Genomic DNA, 22,420 nt, shown 5'->3' on the forward strand with positions numbered 1-22,420 from the left:
GCCTGCCCGCCTGCCCGGGCACAGCTTCGGATGCCGGTGTGCGGCGCGCCGTGCTCCGGCCGCCGGCCCCGGCGCGTCGCGCCCACCCTCCGAATCTGTGCCCGGGAGTGGGGATCGGTTCCTCAGTTCGCCCCCGTCCCAACGAGAAGGGCCCAGGATGACGGCATCCTGGGCCCTTCTCGTAGAGGGTGCGTCAGCGCTTGCCGACGATCTGGCGACCGACGAGGTCGCGCATGATCTCGTTCGTTCCGCCGTAGATGCGGTGCACCCGGGCATCGGTGAACGCGCGGGCGATCGGGTACTCCATGATGTAGCCGTAGCCACCGTGCAGCTGCACGCCCGTGTCGAGCACCTCCCACTCGCGCTCGGTCGCCCAGAACTTGACCTTCGCGGCATCCTCGGCGGTGAGCGTGCTGTTCTTGTAGGCGAGCAGCGCGCGGTCGATGTACGCCCACATCGCGTCGGTGGTCGCGGCCATGTCGGCGAGCCGGAAGCGGGTGTTCTGGAAGTCGGCGATGCGCTCGCCGAACGCCTCGCGGTCCTTCGTGTAGGCCACGGTCCAGTCGAGGGCTGCCTGAGCGGCTGCGGCTGCGGCGACGCCGATCGAGAGACGCTCGAGCGGCAGGTTGAGCATCAGCTGGATGAAGCCCTGACCCTCCTTGCCGCTGATGAGGTTCTCGTCGGGGATGAACACGTCGGTGAAGCTGAGCTCGGCCGTGTCCCAGCCGTGGAAGCCCATCTTGCTGAGCTTCTTGCCCTGGTCGAAGCCCTCCATGCCCTTCTCGACGAGCAGCAGGCTGAACGCGTCGGGACGATTGCCCTCGCCGGTCTTGACGAAGGTCACCACGACGTCGGCCGTCGTGCCGGAGGAGATGAACGTCTTGGCGCCGTTGAGGATGTAGCCGCCGTCGACCTTCTTGGCGTTCGTCTTGATGCCGCGGAGGTCCGAGCCCGCACCGGGGTCGGTCATCGCGAGGGCACCGAGCACTTCGCCCGTCGCCATGCGGGGAAGCCACTTCTCCTTCTGCTCCTGCGTGCCCATGTGCACGAGGTAGGGCACGGCCAGGTCGTCCTGGATGCCGAAGGCACCGGCCAGCGACCCCGCGCCGGAGGCGATGACCTCTTCCATCACGATCGTGCGGAAGCGGTAGTCCTGCAGCATCCCGGCGCCGCCGAACTCCTCGGGTACGGACAGCCCGATCAGGCCCGCCTCACCGGCTGCCAGCATGGTCGCCCGGTCGATCTCGCCCGCGGCGTCCCAGCCCTCGATCGCCTCATTGGTCACGTGGCGCTTGACGAAATCCTTGACGAGGTCGCGGAATGCCTCGTGATCCTCTTCGTAGATGTCGCGTTCCATTGCGTCCTCCTGAACGTTCGTGCGTCATTGCTCCGGCGATTCTATGCCGGTTCACCGACACCGGGACAGCCCGTTGTGAGAATGCATCCCACAATCGGTGGGACTGGGTACCGCGGTTGTCGGATGCCGCAATGCGGCCGTTCGGACGACGTTCGGCCGTGCCTCAGTGCGTGTAATCGGGCGCGGCGGGGAGCCCGAAGAACTCCTCGAGCGTGTGATACCCGCCGTGGTGGTAGGCGGCAGCGAGGTCGCGTCCGAGGTAGCGCAGATGCCAGGGCTCGGGTTTGTACCCGGTGACGCCCGAGCCGACCTGCTCGTAGCGGACGATGAATCCGTACTCCCAGGCGTTCGCCGCGATCCACTCCCCCTGCGCCGTGGCGCCGAACGCCTCGATCGCCCCGCACCGCGAATCGCACGCCACGAGATCGATGGCGAGACCGGTCTGATGCTCGCTGTGGCCCGCTCGCGCGGATGACGCATCCGCACCGGCCTGCCCGCTGTCGCGCACGTGCGACGCATGGGTCGCCACCTGGAGGTCGTACGAGCGGTAGCCGTTGTTCGCCCCGATGCGCCCGGCGCCCTCGGCCACCGCGGCAGCGGCCATCTCGCCCACAGCCGAGGCGACATCCGCTCGCGCCTGACCTGACGCGGTCGTCATCTGCAGCGGGATGTCCGCGAGCGACGATGGCGCGAAGGCGACAGGGGCGAGCGGACGAGCCTTGTTCACGACCACCCAGACATGGGCGGGATCGTCGAGCGCCACGCACGGCGCGTTGCCGGCGATGACGGCTGCCCGGAAGCTCTCCGCACCGCCGAAGCCGGCGATGATCGCCGCATCATCGGCCACCGAGATCGCCTCCAGCACCGTCGGCTCCGAGCACGGGTCAGCCGCCGTGGTCGCTCCGACCTCGACCGCGGGGACCTCCTGCACGACGAGCGGTTGCGGCATCTCCGCCTCTTCCGCCGCCGAGTTCGCGATGGGCGCGCCGGCGATCGACAGCAGGATGCCGACGGCGGTCACCGCAAGACCGATGGGCAGGGCGGGTCCGCGAATCGGGGAGCGCGGCGCCGCATGCTGAGGCTGCGGCGCGAAGTACATGCTCCCATTGTCCCTTAAGTCGGATAGAACATATGTCGCACTCCGGTTGACTCCAGTATCGTTTCTATGTTCGAATGGTTCTCATGCGGTGGCAGGGACAGAAACTCGGTGACGTCGATGCCGCGGCGCTGCCCGGACTCGAGAACCGCTCGAACGTCCTCCGCACGGTGACCACGCCCGACTTCGCGGGCATGACCTTCCATGAGGTGCTGTCGAAGTCCGCACTCAATCACGTTCCGGGCGCTTCGCGCATGCCTTTCGCGTGGACCATCAACCCCTACCGCGGATGCAGTCATGCCTGTGTGTACTGCTTCGCTCGCGGAACGCACGAGTATCTCGATCTGGACGGCGGATCCGACTTCGACTCGCAGATCGTCGTGAAGGTCAACGTCGTCGAAGTGCTGCAGAAGGAGCTGCGCAAGGGCAGCTGGGAGCACGAGACCGTCGCGCTCGGCACGAACACGGATCCGTATCAGCGCGCCGAGGGGCGCTACAAGCTGATGCCGGGGATCATCGAGGCTCTCGCCGCTTCGGGCACGCCGATGTCGATCCTCACCAAGGGCACGCTGATCAGGCGTGACATCCCCCTGCTGGTCAAGGCCGCGCAGCGGGTGCCCGTCGACATCCAGATGTCGATCGCGATGTACGACGACGACCTGCAGAAGGCGATCGAGCCCGGCACCCCGACGACGCAGGCGCGGCTCGACACCGTGCGGGCGCTGCGGGATGCGGGCTTCCGGGTCACCGTGTTCCTGATGCCGATCATGCCGCACATGACCGACTCGGTCGAGGCGATCGACACCGCTCTGCGCCGCATCAAAGAGGCCGGAGCCAGTCGCGTGATCTACGGTGCGTTGCACCTCCGCGCCGGCGTGAAGCCCTGGTTCATGCAGTGGCTCGGCGAGTTCCGACCCGACCTCGTCTCGTCGTATCGAGGGCTCTATCCCGGGGTCTCGGCCGAGGCGCCGAAGGGGTATCGGCAATGGCTCGCGAAGCGGGCGCGACCCCTGATCCGGATGCACGGGCTCGACGGGCAGCACGAGGACGACTACCCGGTGCGGGGCATCCGGTCGTCCGCTCCGCACGGACGCCCGGCCCCCTCAGTCGCGCCAGCGCCCGCCCCCGCACAGCCGATGCTGTTCTGACCGCCGATCGGCGCGTTCGGCGAGGCGCCGAATGCGATCCGGCGAGGTCGGGAGGGTGCCTCCAGGGCGCGTAGGCTCGGGCGTTATGGCTATCGGCTCCACAATGCACACGTTCGAGGTCCAGTTGGCCGACATGGATCGTGGTGTGTACGACGACTTCTCGCTGCGCGTGGCGCGGCATCCGTCCGAGACCGATGCGTACATGCTCACCCGCGTGCTCGCCTACGGGCTCGAGTTCACCGAGGGCATCACGTTCGGCGGCGGCATCTCGCAGACCGACGAACCGGCGGTTCTGGTGCGCGACCTCACCGGCCAGACCACCGCATGGATCGAGATCGGAGCCCCCGACGCCGAGCGCCTGCACTACGGCAGCCGTCTCGCCGAGCGCACCGTCGTCTACACGCACCGCGACCCGGCGAAGGTCATGGCGCCGTGGGCCGACAAGAAGATTCACCGCTCGGAGGACATCCGCGTCTACAGCTTCGATCCCGGATTCATCGAGTCCGCTGCACCGCTCATCGAGCGCCGCAACACCATGACGCTCACCGTCACCGAGCAGGTGCTCTACCTCGACCTCAACGGCACGACCCTGACCACGGCGATCCACGAGCACGAACTCGGCTGAGTCGACATGGCGCGCATCCCCGCGCATCCCACGCACGACGAAGGCCCCGCCCCCGCAGATGCAGGGACGGGGCCTTCGAGCGTGACGGATCAGGCCGTGAGGTCTGCCGCGGTCGGAACTCGACCGGCGATCTCCTCGATCAGGTCGTCGTCGATGCGCGCGTTCTCGAACGGGGCGTCGATCTCGGCGCGCTCCAGCAGTTCGGTCATGCGGCGCTGGCGCTGACGAGTGATCAGCGTCACGACGCGGCCCGAACGACCGGCGCGGCCCGTACGGCCCGAGCGGTGCAGGTACGTCTTGTACTCGTCGGGGGCGTCGGCCTGGACGACCAGGTCGATGTCGTCGACGTGGATGCCGCGGGCGGCGACGTCCGTCGCGACGAGCACGTTCACGCGCCCGGAGGTCAGACGCTCGAGGTTGCGCGTGCGCTTGGCCTGGTTGAGGTCACCGTGCAGTGAGACCGCGGGGATGCCGGCGTCGTCGAACTGCTCGGCGAGCATGTCGGCATACGCACGGGTGCGGGCGAAGACCAGGGTCTTGCCCTCGCGGTCGACGAGCGAGGTGAGGATGTCGGCCTTGTCGCGGTGCTCGATCACGAGCACGCGGTGCTCGATCGTGCTCGAGTCCTGGTCCTCACCGGCGACCTCGTAGACGGCAGGGTCGACGAGGAACTCGTCGACGAGAGCCGCGACCTCACGGTCGAGCGTCGCCGAGAAGAGCAGCTTCTGGCTGCCGTCGGCCGTGTGGCGCAGGATGCGCTGCACCGGCTCGACGAATCCGAGCTCGCACATGTGGTCGGCCTCGTCGAGCACCGCGATGCGGCAGTCCGAGAGGTCGAGCTTGCCCTGGTTGATGAGGTCCTCGACGCGACCGGGCGTACCGATGACGATGTCGACGCCCTTCTTCAGCGCACCCACCTGGCGGCCCTGCGGCACGCCACCGTAGATCTGTGTGGTGAAGAGGCCGACGCTGCGGGCGATCGGCTGGATCGTGCGGTCGATCTGCAGCGCGAGCTCGCGGGTCGGAGCGAGGATGATCGCACGCGGCGACCGACCGAACTCACGACGCTTGCCGGCCTGCGACTGCAGCACGCGCTCGACGAGCGGTGCGCCGAAGGCGATGGTCTTGCCGGAGCCGGTGCGGCCACGGGCGAGGACATCGCGCCCCTCGAGCACGGCCGGGATGCTGGCAGCCTGGATCGGGAACGGCGTCGCAGCGCCCATGCCGACCAGGGTCTCGACGATGTTGGATCCGAGACCGAGGTCACCGAAGGTCACACCGTCGACCTCGACGGCAGCGACGGACTTCGCCTCGAGACGCTCGTGCACGACGTCATCGGTCTGCTCGAACTTCTTGGCGGGTGCCGCGCTCGACGTGGCGTTCCAGTCGTTGCGGCTGGGGCGCTCGTTGCGCGCCGGCCGCCCGCGGGTGTCCGACGTCAGCGGGCGGGGACGCTCGGTGCGGTACGCGCCACCGGTCGAGGGACGCGAGCGCTCGTCGCGGCCACCCTCGATCGAACGCTGAGTGCGGTCACGGTCGAAGGCACGACGCGCACGGTCGGCGTCGTAGGAGCGCTCGGCGCCGCCACGGTCGTCACGACGCGGGCCTGCGCCACGGTCGTCACGACGAGGACGGTCGTCACGGTCGAAGCGCGGACGCTCGGATGCTGCGCGGTCGAAGCGCGGACGCTCGGTGCGGTCACCCGAACGGGCAGGACGGTCGTCGCGGTTGAAGCGCTGGCCACCGCGGTCGTCACGGAAGCCACCGGAACGCTGGTCACCGCGGTCGTCACGGAAGCCACCGGAGCGCTGGCCACCGCGGTCGTCACGGCCCGGACGTCCGCCGTCGCGGTGATCGTTGTCACGGAAGCCCTGGCGCTGCGTGCCCGCACTGCGGTCGTCACGGCGCGGACGCTCGTCACGCTGGCCGCCTCGCTCATCGCGGTACGTGCCGGGGCCGGTCGGACGCTGGCCGCCGCGGTCATCGCGACGCGGACGGTCGAAGCTCGAGGAGGCACGGTCGTTGTAGCGCGGACGGTCGTCGCGGTTGTGCGGTGCCTCACGGCGACCCGACTCGGCACGGTTGCGGATGCCGCGCGACTCGTCGCGACCCGCACGCTCCTGAGCGCTCCAGCGCTGCTTGGGCGCGCCCTCTTCGGCGGGACGGTAGCCGCGGTGGCTCGCGCTGCGGCTGCCGGGGCGACGGTCGACACCTGCGGTCGAGGTGCGGCGCTCACCGGCATCCGCGCGTCCGCCGCGAGCATCGCGGGAATCGCGCGTGTCGCGACCTGCGTCGCGGCCGCCGGCGTGGCGATCGTGGAACGAGGTCTTGCTCGCGCCGTAGCGCGGCTCGAAGTTGGCGGCGGGACGGCCGCCGCGGGGCTTCTTGTTCTTGGGCATGGGTGTGTCCTTCTGAGTTCTCGCACGAGAACGGCGCCGCGCACACGCGCGGTATCCCTGCGCGCGATCGGATGCGACCACGCGGGGTTGTCCGGACTGTCAGCGGCCGGGGCCATTCATGTGATGGTTGATTAGCGTCGAGCGACGCTCACCATCGGCCCCTGGACTCACACTTCTTACACAAAAACGTCCGCGCACTGCGCGGGTGTCCGAAGCCGACCCATCAAGTGTAGCGGTCGCTCCTGAAAATCCGCCCAGTCCCCCTGGCACTCACACCTCGCCATACGATTGCGGGGTGAACTCCGCATCCCCCACCGGCACCCAGGTGTACCTCCAGCTCGGCGACGTCAGCGCCCAGATCGCCCAGGTCGGCGCATCCCTCCGATCGCTCCGCATCGGCTCGGTCGACCTGATCTCGCCGTATCCGGCCGACTCTCCGACCCCCTCATGCTCGGGAGTCGTGCTCGCGCCCTGGCCGAACCGTGTGCGAGACGGCCGGTGGAACGACGAGGGCACGGAGCGCCAGCTGGCGATCACCGAGCCGAAGTTCAGCAATGCGAGCCACGGGTTGCTGCGTTTCACCGCCTACGGCATCGAAGAGACGGCGTCGGGGACGACGCTGAGCGCCACGATCGTTCCGCAGACCGGCTACCCGTACCTGATCGAGACGAGCGTCACCTATGTGCTGCGCGCCGACGGCATCGACGTCACGCACTCGCTGACGAACCGCTCGGCGACGGCGGCGCCGGTCGCACTCGGCACGCATCCCTTCGTCACCATCGGCGACGTCGACCCGCATGATCTCGTGCTGCGGGTGCCGGCTCAGACCCAGGTCACGACCGACGAGCGGATGCTGCCCACGGGCACGCAGCCTGCGGATGCTGCGCTTCGCGACGGCGCCCGCCTCGGAGACGTCGACCTCGACACCGGATTCACCGACCTCGAGCGCGACGCCGACGGACTCGTGCGGCACTCGCTCACCGCACCCGACGGGCGCCGCCTCACCCTCTGGCAGGGCGCCGGGTTCGACTTCGTGCAGGTCTACACGACCGACAAGTACCCGGGGCAGTCCCTTGCGGTGGCGATCGAGCCCATGACCGCTCCCGCCGATGCGCTGAACAGCGGCACAGGCGTCCGTCGCCTCGCGCCGGGCGAGACCTGGACCCTGCAGTGGGGCATCACGCTCGACTGAGCTCGGCCGCTCACGTGCACAACTCAGCATGAGATCGCCGATGCCCGCCCGGGAATCGCTTCCGGGCGGGCATCGGGCTCAGTCGTGCTGAGTTGTGAACGCGGCAGAGGCTACTCGCCGCGCTCGCGCATCTCCCGTCGGGTCAACTGCGGTGCGTGCGGCAGCCCCGAGTCACCCGCACCGACCCCGGCACCGGCACCTGCACCAGCCAGCGCCAGATCGCCGGCAGGCACAGGCCCGTCGGACGGCTCGTCGCCGTCGACCGGCGCAGACCCGTCGTCGCCGGATCCCGCCTTGCGGGCCCGACGCCGCTCCTTCGCCCCCTCGACGAGGTTGTAGAGGGTCGGCAGCACGATGAGCGTCAACACGGTCGACGAGATGAGCCCGCCGATCACGACGATCGCGAGCGGCTGCGAGATGAACCCGCCGTGCCCGGTGATGCCGAGCGCCATCGGGGTCAGCGCGAAGATCGTCGCGAGCGCCGTCATGAGGATCGGGCGCAGACGCTTCTCGCCACCGGCCTTGACCGCGTCGAGAGTCGACAGCCCCTTCTCGCGGTACTGGTTCACGAGGTCGATGAGCACGATCGCGTTCGTGACCACGATGCCGATGAGCATCAGCACACCGATCAGCGAGGCCACGCCCAGCGGCACTCCCGTGACGATCTGCAGCAGGATCGCACCGGTCGCCGCGAACGGCACCGAGACGAGCAGCAGCAGCGGCTGACGCAGCGACTTGAACGTCGCCACCATCACGACGTAGACGATCAGGATCGCGGCGAGCATCGCGAGACCGAGCTGCGAGAACGAGTCGGCCTGCTGCGTCGCGACGCCACCGACCTCGGCGGACGCGCCATCTGGCAGGTCGACGGCGGCGAGAGCCTCGGTGACCGACTGCGTCGCCACGGCGAGGTTGTCGGATGCCGGCGGCACGGTGATCGTCGCGGTGCGGCGTCCCTGCTCGGTGGTGATCGAGGTCGGGCCGTTGCGCTCCTCGACCGTCGCGATGTCCTGCAGCTGCACGACTCCGAGGGCACTCGGGATCGTGAGCTCGCGCAGGGCCTGCGCGGTGGTCGGCGGCTCGGCTGCCGCGAGATAGATCGTCAGCGCGGTGTCGTCGATCTCGACCGAACCCACCTGCTGGGGACGCATCGTGTTCGAGACGAGCGCGCCGACGGCCACCTCGGACAGTCCACGCGCGGCTGCGGCGTCGCGGTCGACGACCACGGCCAGGTAGGGCAGCGCGGCGGCGAGGTTGTCGGTGACCTTGCCGATGCCGTCGCGTCCCTCGAGCTCGTCGACCACAGCGGTGGTGGCGGTCTGCAGGTCGTCGGCGTTGGACGCGGTGACCGAGATCTCGATGTCGCTGGAGCCGAGACCGGCGGATGCTGCGACCGACACCTCTCCGACGTCGGTGAGGTCTTCGATCGCGTCCTGCACCGCGGTGCGGAGCTTCTCCTGGTCGGCGTCCGCGTCGGTGAGCACCGAGTAGGTCACGCCGGCTCCGCCCGAGAAGGCATCGCGCAGCGCCGATCCGCTCGAGCCGATCGAGGCCTGCACGGTGGTGACGCCGTCGATCTCGAGCAGCGCGTCCTCGACCGCGACGGCGGCCTCCGACTTGGTCTCGAGACTCGCGGTCGGACCGAGGTCCTGCGTGACGGTCATGGTGTTCTGACCCGAGTCGCTGAGGAAGTTGACCTTCATCAACGGGGCCGCGGCCAGCGTGGCTCCGAGCACCACGACCGCGAGGATCACGGTGAGACCGGAGTGCTTCAGGGTCCACCCCAGGATCGGGCGGTAGGCGCTCTGGAGGCGCGTCGGCGGAGCATCCGGGTGCTCGGGGTCGATCTGCACGCCGTTCTCGTCGAGCAGCGGCTTGCCCGGGCGCAGGAACCAGTACGCGAGCACCGGGACGATCGTCAGCGACACGAGCAGCGAGGCCACCATCGCGATCGACACCGTCATCGCGAACGGCCGGAACAGCTCTCCGACCATGTCTCCGACGAACACGATCGGCAGGAACACGGCGACGGTCGTGATGGTCGACGACGTCACCGCCATCGCGACCTCGCGCACGGCGAGCCGGATGGCATCGCCCTTGTCGGCATCGCCGACGTAGTGCCTCTTGATGTTCTCGATCACGACGATCGAGTCGTCGACCACTCGTCCGATCGCGATCGTGAGCGCGCCGAGGGTCAGGATGTTGAGCGAGTAGCCGAAGGCCTGCAGCCCGATGAAGGTGATCAGGACGGAGGTCGGGATCGAGATCGCCGTGACGAGTGTCGAGCGGATCGACAGCAGGAAGACGAGGATGACGATCACCGCGAAGACGAGTCCGAGCAGCCCCTCGGTCGCGAGCGTCTCGATCGACTGCTGGATGAAGGGCGCCTGGTCGAAGATGATGGTGAACTTCGCGTCGGGGAAGGCTTCTTCGATCGTGTCGAGTGCGGCGATGACCCCCTGCGACACCTCGACCGTGTTCGCGGCGGGCAGCTTGGTGATCGAGATCGAGAGGGCGTCCTCGCCGTCGACGCGTGAGATCGACGAGATCGGGTCGGTCTCCTGCACGACGGTCGCGACGTCGCCGACCTTGGCGGTCGTGCCGACCAGCGGAAGGGCGGCGATCTCCTCGACGGAGGTGATCTTCGCACCGGTCTGCACCGTCAGGGTCTGACCGTCTTCGGTGATGTCACCTCCCGGGAACAGCGTGCCGTTCTGCTCCAGGGCCGTGCTGATCGCCTGGGTGCTCTCCCCCACCGCGGCGAGCGCCGCCACATCGGGCGTGATCGTGATGCGCTGACCGACGCCTCCGATGAGCTGTGCGGCGTTGACGCCGTCGACGTCCTCGAGCTCGGGAATGGCCACGCTCGTGAGTTCGGCCTGCGCGTTCTCGGCGTCGTCGAATCCGGTCACCGCGACCTGGATCACGGGGAAGTCGTCGATCGACACCGCGAGCACCTGGGGGCTCAGGTCGTCGGGCAGCTGACCCGAGATGCGGTTGATCGCCTGCTGGATCTTCTGCTCGGCCGTCGCGAGGTTCGTGCCGTAGGCGAAGGTCGCCTGCACGATCGACGCGTTGGTCGTGCTCGTCGCTGTGGTGCCCTCGAGTCCGGGGACGCCCTGGATCGCCGACTCGATCGGCGTCGAGACGTCGTTCTCGACGACCTCGGGCGACGCACCGGGGTACGTCGTCATGACCATCAGGTTGGGCAGCTCGAGCGACGGGATGAGCTCCTGCTTGAGGTTCGTCAGAGCGAGCCCGCCGAACACGGCGGCGACGATCGTGATCAGTGCGATCAGTGCGCGGTTCTTGAGACTCAGGACGGCGAGGTTCGACAAGGCGGATTCTCTCTCGATCGGATCAGGCGGATGCTGCGGCGGCGGATGCGGAGGGGGACGCCGGAGAAGGAGTGAGGATCCCGGCGAGGGCGTCGCGGATGAGCTCTTCGTCGAGCGGCTCGTCGTGGATCTGAGAGTGCCAGAGTACGCCGTCGATGAAGACGGCGGCGGCCCTGGCGCGATCTCGTCCGTGAACGGGGGCGATGAATCCCACGATCTCGTCGGACCACTGCCTGGCGAACGCCCGCACCCGCGGGTCGTGCACGGCCGCGGTGACGACGGCGCGGTCGGCCTGGATCGCACGCGCATCGGTGAGGCCCTGATGCACCAGCTTCGCGAGGCCCGCGGGAGTCACGCCCTCGACCACCACCGCGCGGCGGGTCTCGTCGATGCGCGCCTCGATCTCGGCGGCGAGCGCGCCGATGGCGGCCTCGCGCAGGTCGTCGAGCGTGGCGAAGTACTGCGTGGTCGCACCGAGCGGCACACCCGCGCGGGCGGCGACCTTGCGGTGGGTGAGCGCGTCCACGCCGACCTCGATGATCAGCTCGGCGGCCGCGGTGACGATCTCCAGACGGCGCGCCTCAGGGTCGCGGCGGCGGCGTGTGCCCTCGCTCATCCGGATCCCCCTGCGCTGTCATGCCTGTACGCACGTACATGTACGTTTGTACATTCTGCTCGGCGAACCTGGAGATTCGCCCGGCAGGGGGTTCCGCATCCGGTCTACTCGACCTGGCCGCGCTCGAAGTAGGCGACGAGGTCGGCGTCCAGAGCGGGGATCGTGATCGCCGAACCGTCGCCGCGCAAGGACTCGGTCGCGAGGATGCCGGCGGCCACCGCCTCGCGAGCCGCCACCGGAGAGGTCTCGGTGACTCCTCCGTCGCGCACGAAGCGCAGGAACTCCGCGACCAGGAGCGCATCGGCGCCGTCGTGCCCTGCGCCCTCAGCGGCGGGAACGACGAACGTCTCGTCGGCGTCTGCGGCACCCCGGTGTCGCCGGTTCCACAGCCTGACCTCGCTGCCGGCGGTGTCGCCGAAGTTCTCGATACGCCCCTCGGTGCCGATCACCGTGTAGTTGCGCCAGTAGTCGGGCGTGAAGTGGCACTGCTGGTACGACGCGAGGATGCCACCTGACAGTCGCATGTTCACCATCGAGATGTCCTCGACGTCGATCACCGGGTTCAGGCCCGTGAGCGATGCGGGCGGCCAGTTGTCGACGCTGAACCAGTCGGGCATCCGCTCTCCGGTGCGATCGCGACGGTCGGTGATGCCGCCGTAGACGCTGAGCTCGCCCATCGCCGCGACCTGCTCCGTGTAGGAGCCTGCCAGCCAGTGGATGATGTCGATGTCGTGCGCCCCCTTCTGCAGGAGCAGTCCCGTCGTGCGGCGACGGTCGGCGTGCCAGTCCTTGAAGTAGTAGTCGCCTCCGTGACCGACGAAGTGGCGCACCCAGACGGCCTTGACGTCTCCGATCCGTCCGTCCTGGATGAGCCCGCGCATCAGGGTGATCACCGGCATGTGGCGCATGTTGTGACCGATGTAGAGCCGGCTGCCGGTGCGGCGGGCCGTCTCGAGCATGGCGTCGGCGTCGGCGAGGTCGATGGCGAGGGGCTTCTCGCAGAACACCGCGACACCGGCTTCGAGGGCGCGGATGCTGAGAGCTGCGTGCGTGTCGTCGGGCGTCAGCACCATGACGGCGTCGACTCCTGAGGCGAGCAGTTCATCGAGCGAGTCGGTGACGAAAGCCTCGGGGAGCAGCCGCCGGGCGTCGTCGCGCGCACGCTCCGACGGGTCGCAGATCGCGGTGATGCGCGACCCCTGGCCGGGGCGGTGCACCTCCTCGCGCAGTGTGGCGCGCGCGCCGAAGCCGATGATTCCGATGGTGAGATCCACGGTGGTCCTTCTGAGAGTCGAATCGTGTGCGCGCGGACGCCTGCGTCAGCGCGCGAGAGTGGTGGGGGCGTCGAGGTCCGTCGACGCCCCGGGGAACAGCGACCAGGCGAACTCGTGCAGCAGCCCGGGTGCGTCGTCTACCGCGAGCGCGCGGTCGATGATGATGCGCGCCTGCCGGTCGTAGAAGTCGGTCGGGCCGACCGTGGTCAGGGTGGGCGCGATGAGCTGCGCGTCGGGGGTGTTGCCCACGCCGATCACCGCGACGTCATGCGGCACGCGGAGCCCGAGCATGTGCGCCGCGTTGATCGCCGCGATGGCCGCGAAGTCGGTCGTCGCGTAGATCGCATCCGGCCGGTCGTCGCGCGAGAGCAGCCGCACCGCCGCGGCGAAGGCACTCGCCTGCCCCTCGGTGTAGGTCACCGTCCACTCGGGGTCGACCTCGAGTCCGGCATCCGCCATCTTCTCGAGGTACGGCGAGTACCGGGTGATCTGCGTGGGCGCGAGACGCACGGCGCCCTCGGCGGCCAGGCATCCGATCCGCACGTGCCGCTCGAGCAGATGGTCCATCGCGAGCTCGCACCCGGGGATCGCATCCGAACGCACGACGTCGAATCCGGCGGGTTCGAGGTGCTCCGAGAACACGACGAGCCGCTGGCCGCGCTGCACGAGGTCGGCCAGCTTGCGCTCGGCATCCTCGTCGATCCCCACGCCGTCGAGGTAGGCGACGTCGCTCTCGACCCGGTCGAGAGCCGCGTGCCAGTCTCCGTCGGCGAGGATGAGCGTCGTGAGGCCGTGCCTGTTCGCCTCGACGTTCACGGCATCGGCCACCGCGAGCGACCACGGGTCGCTGAGCATGTGCAGCGAGAGCTGCACCATGCCGCTGCGCCCGGTGCGGATCGTCCGCGCCGCGATGTTGGGCCGGTAGTTGAGCTCGTCGGCCGCCGCGAGCACCCTGGCCGCGGTCGCCTCGGCGACGCCTGCCCCCGATGCCGCGCCCGAGCGCCCGGAGAACACGTACGACACAGTGGCGGTCGAGACGCCTGCGCGCTCTGCGACCATCCTGAGAGTCGGACGCCGTGAGGTCGTCGACTGCTGCCTGCGCTCTGCCATCGGTCAGCCCTTCGATCCGCTGAAGGCGATGCCCTGGATGAACTGCCGCTGCAGGATCATGAAGGTCACCAGCATCGGCAGGGTCGCGAGCAGCGCTCCCGCCATCAGCACCGGGTAGTCGGTGCCGTGGATGCCGACGAGCTGCGAGAGCCCGACGGACAGCGGCATCTTGGCGGGGTCGGTCGTCACGATCAACGGCCAGAGCAGATCGTTCCAGGACCACAGCACAGTGAACACCACGAGAGCGATGATGCCAGGCTTCGCGAGCGGAACCATGATCCGCCAGAAGGTCTGCCACGGATTCGCCCCGTCGATGCGGGCCGCCTCCTCGAGCTCCGCGGGCATCGACATGAAGAACTGACGCATCAGGAACGTGCCGAAAGCACTGAAGATCCCGGGCACGATCAGCGCCTGCAGGGTGTTGAGCCACCCGAGCGACTGGATGATCTCGTACTGCGGCAGCAGGTACAGCTGCGACGGCACCATGAGCACCGACAGGAACACCACGAACAGCGCGTTGCGTCCGGGGAACGGGATGCGGGCGAAGGCGTAGCCGGCCATGGTGCACAGCACGACCTGTCCGACCGTGCGGCCGACCGTCAGCAGCACCGAGTTGGCGAACATCTGCGCGAAGGGCATCGAGTCGAAGACCTCGGCGAAGTTGGTGAACACCCACTCGCGCGGCAGCAGGCTCGGCGGCACCTGCACCGAGTCCGACAGGGTCTTGAACGAGGTCAGCAGCTGCCAGATGAACGGGAAGACCATGAGGATCGCACCGACGAGGAGCACGACGTGGACGATCCAGAGCGCCCTGTTGCGAGGCTTTCCGGGACGGGCGGCCGAGCGACCGGCCGGTGCGCCGACGATGGCGCGCGTGTCGAGCGAGACCTCACTCATAGTGCACCCACTTCTTCTGCAGACGGAACTGCACGACCGTGAGCACCAGGATGATCACGAGCAGCAGGAAGGCGACGGCGGCGGCATAGCCCCGGTCGTTGTCGAGGAACCCCGCTTCGTAGAACAGGTAGACGACCGTGCGGGTGTTGGGCATGGCCGGATTGCTGCGGCCGAGCATCATGTAGATGAGGTCGAACACCTGCAGCGCGCCGATCACGCTGATGACGCTGACGAAGAAGATCGACGGCGACAGCAGCGGGATGGTGATGGAGAAGAATTTGCGCACCGGGCCCGCACCGTCGAGGTCGGCCGCCTCCATGATCGTGTCGGGGATGCCCTGGAGGCCGGCGAGGAAGATCACGATGTTGGTGCCGAGGCCCGCCCAGATGCCCACGACCGCGATGGCCACGAGCGCCGTGTTCGGATCGGTGAGCCAGCTCCGGCCCTCGATGCCCACGGAGCCGAGGGCGGCGTTGAGCACGCCGTAGTCGCCGTTGTAGATCATGCGCCACACCAGCGCGATCGCTGCGGGCATCGTGACGACGGGGATGAAGTACAGCGTCCGATAGGCACTGCGGCCCTTGAGCCCCGCGGTGTTCAGGAGCGCGGCGATGCCGACTGCCAGCGGGATGCCGATGAGGGCGATGACCGTGTAGAGGGCGGTGTTGCGCAGCGCCCCGATCAGCTCCGGGTCCTGGAACAGGCGGACGTAGTTCTCGATCCCCACCCATTCCGCGCCGCCGAAAGGCCCCGACTTGGTGAACGAGATGATGAGCGTGCGCACGGTCGGCCACAGGTAGAAGACGGCGATGCCGAGGGCCGTGGGGCCGATGAAGACGAGAGCCCACCAGGGGGACGCACCGGGGTTGCGCCGGCGGCGGCGGATGCCGGGGCTGGGCGCCTCCGGCATCCGCTCCGTCTGCGCACGCGGAGGTGACACGACGACGGTCATGTCCGGTTACTCCTGCTCCGCATCGAGCGCCGTCTGCATCTGCTCGGTGAGGTCCTTCAGTCCCTCTGCCGGGGCGACGGCACCCGACCAGACCTGCGAGAGCACCTCGCTCTCGATGCTCGTCCACGCCGAGGTGTTCTTCGAGACCGGGTAGGGCACGGCGGTGTCGAGGGCGTCGATGTAGACCTGCAGGTCGTACTGCGGCAGGGCGTCGACCCACGCCTGCTGGGTGCCGTTGAACGCGGGGATCACGGTGCCGGACTCGGCCTGGATCTGCGCCGCCTCCTCGCCGCTCGCGAAGGCGGCGAACGCCTGCGCCTCGGCCAGATGCGGGCTCTTCGCGTTGGCGACGTTGCCCACACCGTGGATCACGCTCTGATTGCCCTCCGGCCCCTCGGGGAGCGGCGCGACGTTCACGGTGTCGGCGATATCGGCGTTGTCCCCGTAGGCGATGGCCGCCCACGAGCCGTTCTGGAACATCGCGACCTTGCCCGAGAGGAAGAAGTCCTCGGGGTTGGTGTCCGTCATCTGCTGCGCGGTCGGAGACGACCCCGCCTCGATCAGATCGGTCCACAGCTCGATGCCCGCGAGCGCCTCGGGCGAGCCGTAGCCGCTCTCGGTACCGTCGGCCGAGATGACCTCGCCGCCGGCCTGCGCGATCGAGTTGTAGAAGTTCTCCTGGCCGTACTGGCTCGCCGCGACGCCGAACTGCCCGGTGGCCGGGTCGGTGAGCGCAGCGGCCGCCGCGGTGAAGTCGTCCCACGTCCAGCCGGCGGTCGGGTAGTCGACACCCGCGGCGTCGAAGAGCTCCTTGTTGTACCAGAGGGCGACGGTGTCGAAGTCCTTGGGGGCGCCGTAGAGCTTTCCGTCGAACGTGTAGAGGTCGATGAGGCCCTGCGGGTAGTCGGCCGCATCCACTCCGGCGTCGTCGAGTGGTGCGAGCTGGCCGTTCGAGGCGTAGAGCGGGAAGTTCGGGCCGTTCATCCAGAACACGTCTGCGGCGGACCCACCGGTGGCCGCCGTCTGCAGCTTGGTGAAGTACTCCTTGTACGGCGTCACCTGGATGTCGATCGTGACGTTCGGGTTCTCCTTCTCGAACGCGGCCGCGATGTCCTCCATCGCGGGCTTCTGGTTCTCGTCCCAGATGGCGTAGCTGAGGGTGACGTCTCCACCGGACGAGCTCTCACCCCCGGCCTGTGACGAGCAGGCGCTGAGCGCGAGGACGGCTGCCGCAGAGGCGGCGAGGGCGCCGAGGGCGCGACGGGACGTGCGGGGCATCGGTGTCTCCTTTGACGGGTGCAGGGGATCGTGACGAGCGGAATCGGGATGTTAAACGATTAGCAGTTAAACGATTAGCAAGGAGACTAACCCGACAGGTGGGGAGCGCGCAAGCATCGAACTTCGCGCGGCGCGGACGCACCGGCGTCGTGGGCTCAGGTCAGAGCGCGGAGCCGAGCGCCAGTCCCAGGCCGGCCGCGAGAATCCCCAGCAGCAGCATCCCGATCGCATCGAACGCGGATGCGGCGCGCTCGCCGTCCCGCCACAGCGCGACGGCGTCGAGCATCGCGGTGCTGAACGTCGTGTAGCCGCCGAGGAGACCCGCCCCGAGGAGGAAGGCATCTGCGGGCAGCGCCGTGGTCACGAGGCCGAGTGCGAACGATCCGCTGAGGTTGACGACGAGGATGCCCCACGGAAAGCGTCGGCCCGCGACCTTCGCGACCCCGAGGTCGACGACGTAGCGGAGCACGGCGCCTACTCCCCCGGCGAGCGCGGCCCCGACGAACAACAGCGGGTTCATGCTGAGGCCCCGGAGAGAGGCGTCGCGCGCGGTCGGCCGAGCCGCAGGCCCAGCGCTGCCGCGCCCAGGCCGAGCACGAGGCTGCCGGCGGCATAGGCGAACGCGAGCACAGGAGCAGCGGACCACAGTGCGACCGTTCCGGTCATGAAGGCGCTGTAGGTGGTGAACCCGCCGAGCACACCGGTGCCGAGGAACAGCCGCAGGCCGGTGGTCTGCGGCAGACGCGCAGCGAGGATGCCGATCAGCAGCGACCCGAGCACGTTGACCACGAGGGTGGCGAACGGGATGCCGCCGGCATCCGGCATCCCGAGCCCGACCGCGAGTCGCGCGGCGGTGCCGATGCTCCCGCCTGCGAAGACGAGGAGCAGGCGGCGAGCGGTCACGCCGCCACTCTAGTCTCGTCGTTGGGGTGCACCCGTCGAATGTCAACCCGGTGTGGCTCAGCGCCGCCGGGGCGAAGACTGACGCCATGAAGCCACTGTGGAAGATCGACCGGACCCCGCCCACCGGCACGCCGTTCGACCCGGGAGCACGGCACGACGTCATCATCGTCGGCGCGGGCCTCACCGGCCTGACCACCGCCGTCATGCTGACCCGAGCAGGTCTCGACGTCGCGGTGATCGAGGCGGGCGAGGTGGCCGAGCTCGCGACCGGCGGCAACACCGGCAAGCTGTCGCTGCTGCAGGGCAAGCGCCTCGCCGACATCCGCGCGCACCATCCCGCCTCGCTCGTCCACGCCTACGTCGACGGCAACCGCGAGGGCATGGACTGGCTGGTCGCGTTCGCCGACCACGCCGGCGTCTCGTACGAACGCCGCACCGATCACTCCTACGCGCAGGATCCGAGCGGACTGGACGCGGTGCGCGAGGTGCATGACGCAGCGCGCGAGGCGGGCCTCCCCACCCGGATGCTGACGCGCGACGAGCTCTCCTCCCTGGCGTTCCCGGTCTTCGGTGCGGTCGCGCTCGACGAGCAGGTGACGATCGATCCCGCGCTGGTGACGCAGGCGCTCGCCGAAGAGCTCCTGGCCGCTGGCGGGACGCTGCACACCGGGGTGCGGGTCACGGCGACGCACGCCCTTCCCGATCCTCGCGTCGAGACACCGGTCGGACCGATGTTCGCCGAGCACATCGTGATCGCCACCGGATCCCCGATCCTCGACCGGGGACTGTATTTCGCCAAGATGCGGGCGTTCCGGTCGTACTGCGTCTCGTTCCGCGTGCGCGGCGATCTGCCCACCTCGACGTACATCTCGGTCGACGGGTCCACGCGCTCGATCCGCCCCGTCTCCGACGCCGACGGCCCCGGCGGCGACACGCGACTCGTCGTGGGCGGCAACGGGCATCCGGTCGGGCGCTCCGACGGTGAGGCCGCCGCAGTCGACGACCTCGTCGAGTGGACGAGACAGTACTTCCCCGACGCCGAGGAGACGCACCGGTGGTCTGCTCAGGACTACGAGTCGCACAACCAGATCCCGTTCGTCGGCGCGATGCCGCGCGGACTCGGCGTCATCCGCTTCGCGACGGGCTATGCGAAGTGGGGGCTGTCGAACGCTCCGGCCGCCGCTCTGCGCCTGACCGCCGAGATCCTCGGTGCCAACTGGCACGACCGCCCGTCGTGGATGGTCAAGATCGGCACGAGACTGACGGTCCCCGCCGACCTCGCCCGAGGAGCGGTCGAGGGTGCGAAGGTCGCGGCCGCAGCGACGACCGGATGGGTCGAGGCCGAGCGTCAGCCCGTCCCCGTCGCCAAGCCGGCAGAGGGCGAGGGCGTGGTCGCGAACCGCAGCGGACGCCCTGTGGCCATCTCGACCGTCGGCGGGGTCACCCGTGCCGTGTCGGCCGTGTGCCCGCACCTGGGCGGTGTCCTCGCGTGGAACGACGCGGAATGCACCTGGGACTGCCCCCTCCATGCCTCGCGCTTCGCGGCCGACGGCACCCGGATCGAGGGCCCCGCGGTGGAGGATCTGAAGGTCCTCCCGCGCAAGAGCGGGGGCTGAGGGTCAGCCCCGCGGCGCGTCGGCGCCCGGAGGCGGGGAGTCCCAGCCCTGCTGGGGCTCGTCGCAGTTCTCGCGGAACACGTACTGCGAGGCGAGCTTGCGCTGGTGGCTCGACCAGTCGATGGCCGGGCGTCGCTGCTCGGGCGGCAGGTAGCCGAGGCGGTAGACGGCCATGAGCTCGAGGTCGTCGGGCACGCGCAGCAGCTTGACGATCTCGTCCCACTGCCCCGGAACCTCCATCGGGAACGAGATGAACTGGATGCCCATGCCGAGCTCGACCGTGCTCAGCCAGACGTTCTCCATCGCCGCGCCCATGCTGAACACCGAGTAGAACGACGACAGCCGACCCGGTCGGTATTCGCTGCGATCGAGCATCACGCCGAGCAGCAGCGGCGACCCCGCGACGAGCTTGTGGTTCTCCTCGCCCAGGGTCTTGGGCACCCCGAACGTGTTCATCAGCTTCTGGCCGCGCTTGGTGAACACCTGGCTCGTGAACGGGCGGAGAGCGGCGGGGAGCTTGTCGAACAGCATCCCGCTGCGCTTCTCCTCCATCTCGGCCTGGCTGAACCGGAAGTACGGCTTGTAGCGCTCGAAGAACGTGCCGTTCGACATGGCCTCGGTCATGCTCTCGCCCGAGATGCGCGCGATCCTGTCGATGGTCTCGCGGTTCTCGATGACCACGAAGCGCCAGGGCTGGCTGTTCAGCTGCGACGGCGCGCGCCCTGCGGCCTCGAGCAGGATGCGCTGATGCTCCTCCGACACCGGGTCGGGCAGGAAAGGCCCGTTGGTGGTCTTGCGGCGGCGGATGGCGTCGAGCAGTTCCATGCGTTCACTTCCGGTCGGTGGTGAGGCGCGCGCACACGAGGCCCGCGACGATGAAGGGAGCCGCGGCGAGCGCGACGATCGGATGCCGTCGGCTGTGCGTACCCAGGTACGGGATGGCGGCGAGCGGGGCGGCGGCCGGTGCGAGAGCGAGGGCTGCGCGGCGGCTGGCGTGCTTCGGGTTGCCCCAGACGATCGCCGAGAATGCGGCAGCGGAGGCCACGCAGGTGGCGATGTAGATCGCGTGATGCAGCCAGCGGAAGTCGCTCGTGTCGATGATCTTCGCGGCGACGGCCGAGCCGAGGGCGACGTTCGCAACATAGGCGCCCGCAGCCACCGTGAACAGTGGCGCGGCATCGGTGCGTCTGCGGCGGGGGGCCATGGCACGACCCTACGCCCAGTCGCGGCATCCGATCTCGGTCTTGCCGTGGTGTCTCGATCTGTGCAAAGCACGGCTTCTCGGTGCGGGGTCAGAAACGCACCCTGCGCCCCGTGCGTGGTCAATAGCGCGCCCGAATCGGACGATTGGGATGCGTTGGTGACCCCGCACGAGGCGGCGGATGCGGTCCAGCGGCTACAGGTTGCCGTCCGCGTAGACGCGGAGCGCGTCGCGGACGAACTCGGCACCCTGCGTGCCTCCGGCGGACGTCGCATAGTTCGCGCCGAAGCGCGGGTTCGCGACATACATCTCACCGAGCCCGAGCACGTACGCCTTGACGTCTCCACCGGGCGCGGACGCGGGGGTTCCGGGGATCCCGGTCAGCCACTCGACGTGACGACGGGCGACATCCTGAGCCTCAGCGGATGCCGGGTCGAGGCCGCTCTCGGCGGCGGCGATCCAGTCCCGACCGAGGTCGGAGACGCGCTGCTGCCAGTCGGCGCGCTCGGCGTCGGTCATCCCGCGCCACCAGCGGTCGCTGTCGGCGTAGGTCTTGCGGCCCCAACGCTGCTCGACCTCCTCCCGGTACCGGGTGTGGTCGAAACCGTCGAACATGTTCTCTGCCATGAGTTCTTCACCTCCTCTCAATGCGTCGATGGTGCTCTCGACCGACGCGATCTGTCGCGCCAGCCGGTTCTGCTCCTCGCGCAGCAGCGCGAGGTGTGTCTCGAGAGCGGACTCCTCGCTCTGCCGCGCGTCCGTCGGGTTCAGCACCTCGGCGATCTGGGGCAGTCCGAGTCCGAGCTCGCGCAGCAGCAGGATGCGCTGCAGGCGCACGAGGGCGGACTCGTCGTAGTGCCGATAGCCGTTGTGCGCGATGCGCGACGGCCGAAGCAGGCCGACGTCGTCGTAGTGACGCAGCGTCCTGCTGGTGGTGCCCGCGAGTCGGGCGATCTCCTGGATGGACCAGTCTCGGCCGGTCATGGCGTCCTCCTTCCGTGGCTCGATGTGTCGATGACTCCACCGTAGAAGTTGACGTAGCGTCAATGTCAACTGAATTCATGAATGTCGGCATTCTGCACTCATATGACTAGCTTTAGTCATCATCGGATGACAGCCTCACCTTGTCCGAATAGATGGAGGTAGATATATGTCCCTGATGGCGATGATCGAGCCGACGCTGATAAAGCGTCGCGCTCAGGATGCACTCGACGACGCGATCCTGCGCCTGGATGCCTGGTGGCTGGTGCTGATCGCGGCGATCCTCGTGTTCGGCGTCGCGTTCCTCGCGGCACTGGCACTGTGGTGCTTCTTCAAGGCGGGCGGCAGGCGCTTCACCGGCAACTGGCAGTGGGGCAAGAGCGGCGTCTCCGTGTGGGTCGAATGCGTCTAAGCCCACGTCGCGCCCGGGCATCGAC

20 protein-coding genes are annotated in these 22,420 nt (G+C 68.8%); 5 read left to right on the top strand and 15 right to left on the bottom strand.

All coding sequences use genetic code 11. The features are described from left to right. Positions 1–193: 193 nt before the first annotated feature. Complete coding sequence (locus tag ASF80_RS09200; RefSeq protein ID WP_056310070.1) at positions 194–1,357, bottom strand: acyl-CoA dehydrogenase family protein; 1,164 nt, start codon at positions 1,355–1,357, stop codon at positions 194–196. 163 nt (positions 1,358–1,520) lie between these two features. Further along, entirely contained in the window at positions 1,521–2,456 is a 936-nt protein-coding gene (locus ASF80_RS09205; RefSeq protein WP_056310072.1) for a M15 family metallopeptidase, read from the bottom strand. A gap of 83 nt (positions 2,457–2,539) precedes the next feature. Between ASF80_RS09205 and ASF80_RS09210 the strand changes: the two genes are divergently transcribed. Together ASF80_RS09210 and ASF80_RS09215 are read left to right on the top strand one after the other, a co-directional pair. Then, a complete protein-coding gene (locus ASF80_RS09210; protein WP_056310074.1) occupies positions 2,540–3,601 on the top strand; it encodes an Rv2578c family radical SAM protein in 1,062 nt (353 codons plus the stop codon). Between the two features lie 85 nt (positions 3,602–3,686). Next, on the top strand, positions 3,687–4,226 hold the full coding sequence (locus ASF80_RS09215; protein WP_056310076.1) for a YaeQ family protein: 540 nt from the start codon (positions 3,687–3,689) through the stop codon (positions 4,224–4,226). Between the two features lie 89 nt (positions 4,227–4,315). On the opposite strand, the gene ASF80_RS09220 is transcribed toward ASF80_RS09215, so the two are convergent. Next, on the bottom strand, positions 4,316–6,625 hold the full coding sequence (locus tag ASF80_RS09220) for a DEAD/DEAH box helicase (RefSeq protein ID WP_056310079.1): 2,310 nt from the start codon (positions 6,623–6,625) through the stop codon (positions 4,316–4,318). A gap of 295 nt (positions 6,626–6,920) precedes the next feature. Between ASF80_RS09220 and ASF80_RS09225 the strand changes: the two genes are divergently transcribed. Then, on the top strand, positions 6,921–7,817 hold the full coding sequence (locus tag ASF80_RS09225; protein WP_056310082.1) for an aldose 1-epimerase family protein: 897 nt from the start codon (positions 6,921–6,923) through the stop codon (positions 7,815–7,817). 110 nt (positions 7,818–7,927) lie between these two features. Here ASF80_RS09225 and ASF80_RS09230 read toward each other — a convergent pair whose 3' ends face one another. The 9 genes from ASF80_RS09230 to ASF80_RS09270 form a co-directional block, all read right to left on the bottom strand. Beyond that, entirely contained in the window at positions 7,928–11,155 is a 3,228-nt protein-coding gene (locus tag ASF80_RS09230) for an efflux RND transporter permease subunit (protein WP_056310084.1), read from the bottom strand. Between the two features lie 22 nt (positions 11,156–11,177). Continuing rightward, positions 11,178–11,771 (bottom strand): TetR/AcrR family transcriptional regulator, encoded by a 594-nt coding sequence (locus ASF80_RS09235; RefSeq protein WP_056310086.1) that lies wholly within the window; start codon positions 11,769–11,771, stop codon positions 11,178–11,180. A 104-nt stretch (positions 11,772–11,875) separates the two neighbouring features. Beyond that, positions 11,876–13,045, bottom strand: coding sequence for a Gfo/Idh/MocA family protein (locus ASF80_RS09240; RefSeq protein ID WP_056310088.1), 1,170 nt, complete (start codon positions 13,043–13,045; stop codon positions 11,876–11,878). A gap of 45 nt (positions 13,046–13,090) precedes the next feature. Then, positions 13,091–14,155 carry a LacI family DNA-binding transcriptional regulator gene (locus ASF80_RS09245; RefSeq protein ID WP_056310090.1) on the bottom strand — a complete coding sequence of 355 codons (1,065 nt, stop codon included), beginning with the start codon at positions 14,153–14,155 and terminating at the stop codon, positions 13,091–13,093. Between the two features lie 3 nt (positions 14,156–14,158). Next, positions 14,159–15,052 (bottom strand): carbohydrate ABC transporter permease, encoded by an 894-nt coding sequence (locus ASF80_RS09250; protein WP_200934757.1) that lies wholly within the window; start codon positions 15,050–15,052, stop codon positions 14,159–14,161. Continuing rightward, positions 15,045–16,004 carry a carbohydrate ABC transporter permease gene (locus tag ASF80_RS09255; RefSeq protein WP_056310092.1) on the bottom strand — a complete coding sequence of 320 codons (960 nt, stop codon included), beginning with the start codon at positions 16,002–16,004 and terminating at the stop codon, positions 15,045–15,047. Before ASF80_RS09255 ends, ASF80_RS09250 begins: the two co-directional genes overlap by 8 nt. A 6-nt stretch (positions 16,005–16,010) precedes the next feature. Beyond that, positions 16,011–17,282 (bottom strand): ABC transporter substrate-binding protein, encoded by a 1,272-nt coding sequence (locus ASF80_RS09260; RefSeq protein ID WP_056310094.1) that lies wholly within the window; start codon positions 17,280–17,282, stop codon positions 16,011–16,013. 160 nt (positions 17,283–17,442) lie between these two features. Beyond that, positions 17,443–17,802, bottom strand: a complete 360-nt coding sequence (locus ASF80_RS09265; RefSeq protein WP_056310096.1) for a fluoride efflux transporter FluC — start codon at positions 17,800–17,802, stop codon at positions 17,443–17,445. Then, a complete protein-coding gene (locus ASF80_RS09270; protein WP_056310099.1) occupies positions 17,799–18,185 on the bottom strand; it encodes a fluoride efflux transporter FluC in 387 nt (128 codons plus the stop codon). Before ASF80_RS09270 ends, ASF80_RS09265 begins: the two co-directional genes overlap by 4 nt. An 86-nt stretch (positions 18,186–18,271) precedes the next feature. On the opposite strand from ASF80_RS09270, the gene ASF80_RS09275 reads away from it, so the two are divergent. Continuing rightward, positions 18,272–19,801 (top strand): FAD-dependent oxidoreductase, encoded by a 1,530-nt coding sequence (locus tag ASF80_RS09275; protein WP_056311963.1) that lies wholly within the window; start codon positions 18,272–18,274, stop codon positions 19,799–19,801. A gap of 3 nt (positions 19,802–19,804) precedes the next feature. Here the strand turns inward: ASF80_RS09275 and ASF80_RS09280 are convergent, their stop codons facing one another. From ASF80_RS09280 to ASF80_RS09290, 3 genes are all read right to left on the bottom strand, one after another. Further along, positions 19,805–20,626: a nitroreductase family protein gene (locus tag ASF80_RS09280; protein ID WP_056310101.1), complete on the bottom strand. Its 822-nt coding sequence runs from the start codon at positions 20,624–20,626 to the stop codon at positions 19,805–19,807. A gap of 4 nt (positions 20,627–20,630) precedes the next feature. Then, a complete protein-coding gene (locus ASF80_RS09285; protein ID WP_056310103.1) occupies positions 20,631–21,005 on the bottom strand; it encodes a hypothetical protein in 375 nt (124 codons plus the stop codon). Positions 21,006–21,197: 192 nt separating this feature from the next. Beyond that, a complete protein-coding gene (locus ASF80_RS09290) occupies positions 21,198–21,986 on the bottom strand; it encodes a MerR family transcriptional regulator (protein ID WP_056310105.1) in 789 nt (262 codons plus the stop codon). A gap of 175 nt (positions 21,987–22,161) precedes the next feature. Between ASF80_RS09290 and ASF80_RS09295 the strand changes: the two genes are divergently transcribed. Continuing rightward, the gene (locus ASF80_RS09295; protein WP_200934758.1) at positions 22,162–22,395 is read left to right on the top strand and encodes a hypothetical protein; all 234 of its coding nucleotides are present in this window, start codon (positions 22,162–22,164) and stop codon (positions 22,393–22,395) included. Positions 22,396–22,420 lie beyond the last annotated feature (25 nt).

This window comes from Microbacterium sp. Leaf159 (genome assembly GCF_001423615.1).
In the GTDB taxonomy this organism is placed as follows: Bacteria; Actinomycetota; Actinomycetes; order Actinomycetales; family Microbacteriaceae; genus Microbacterium.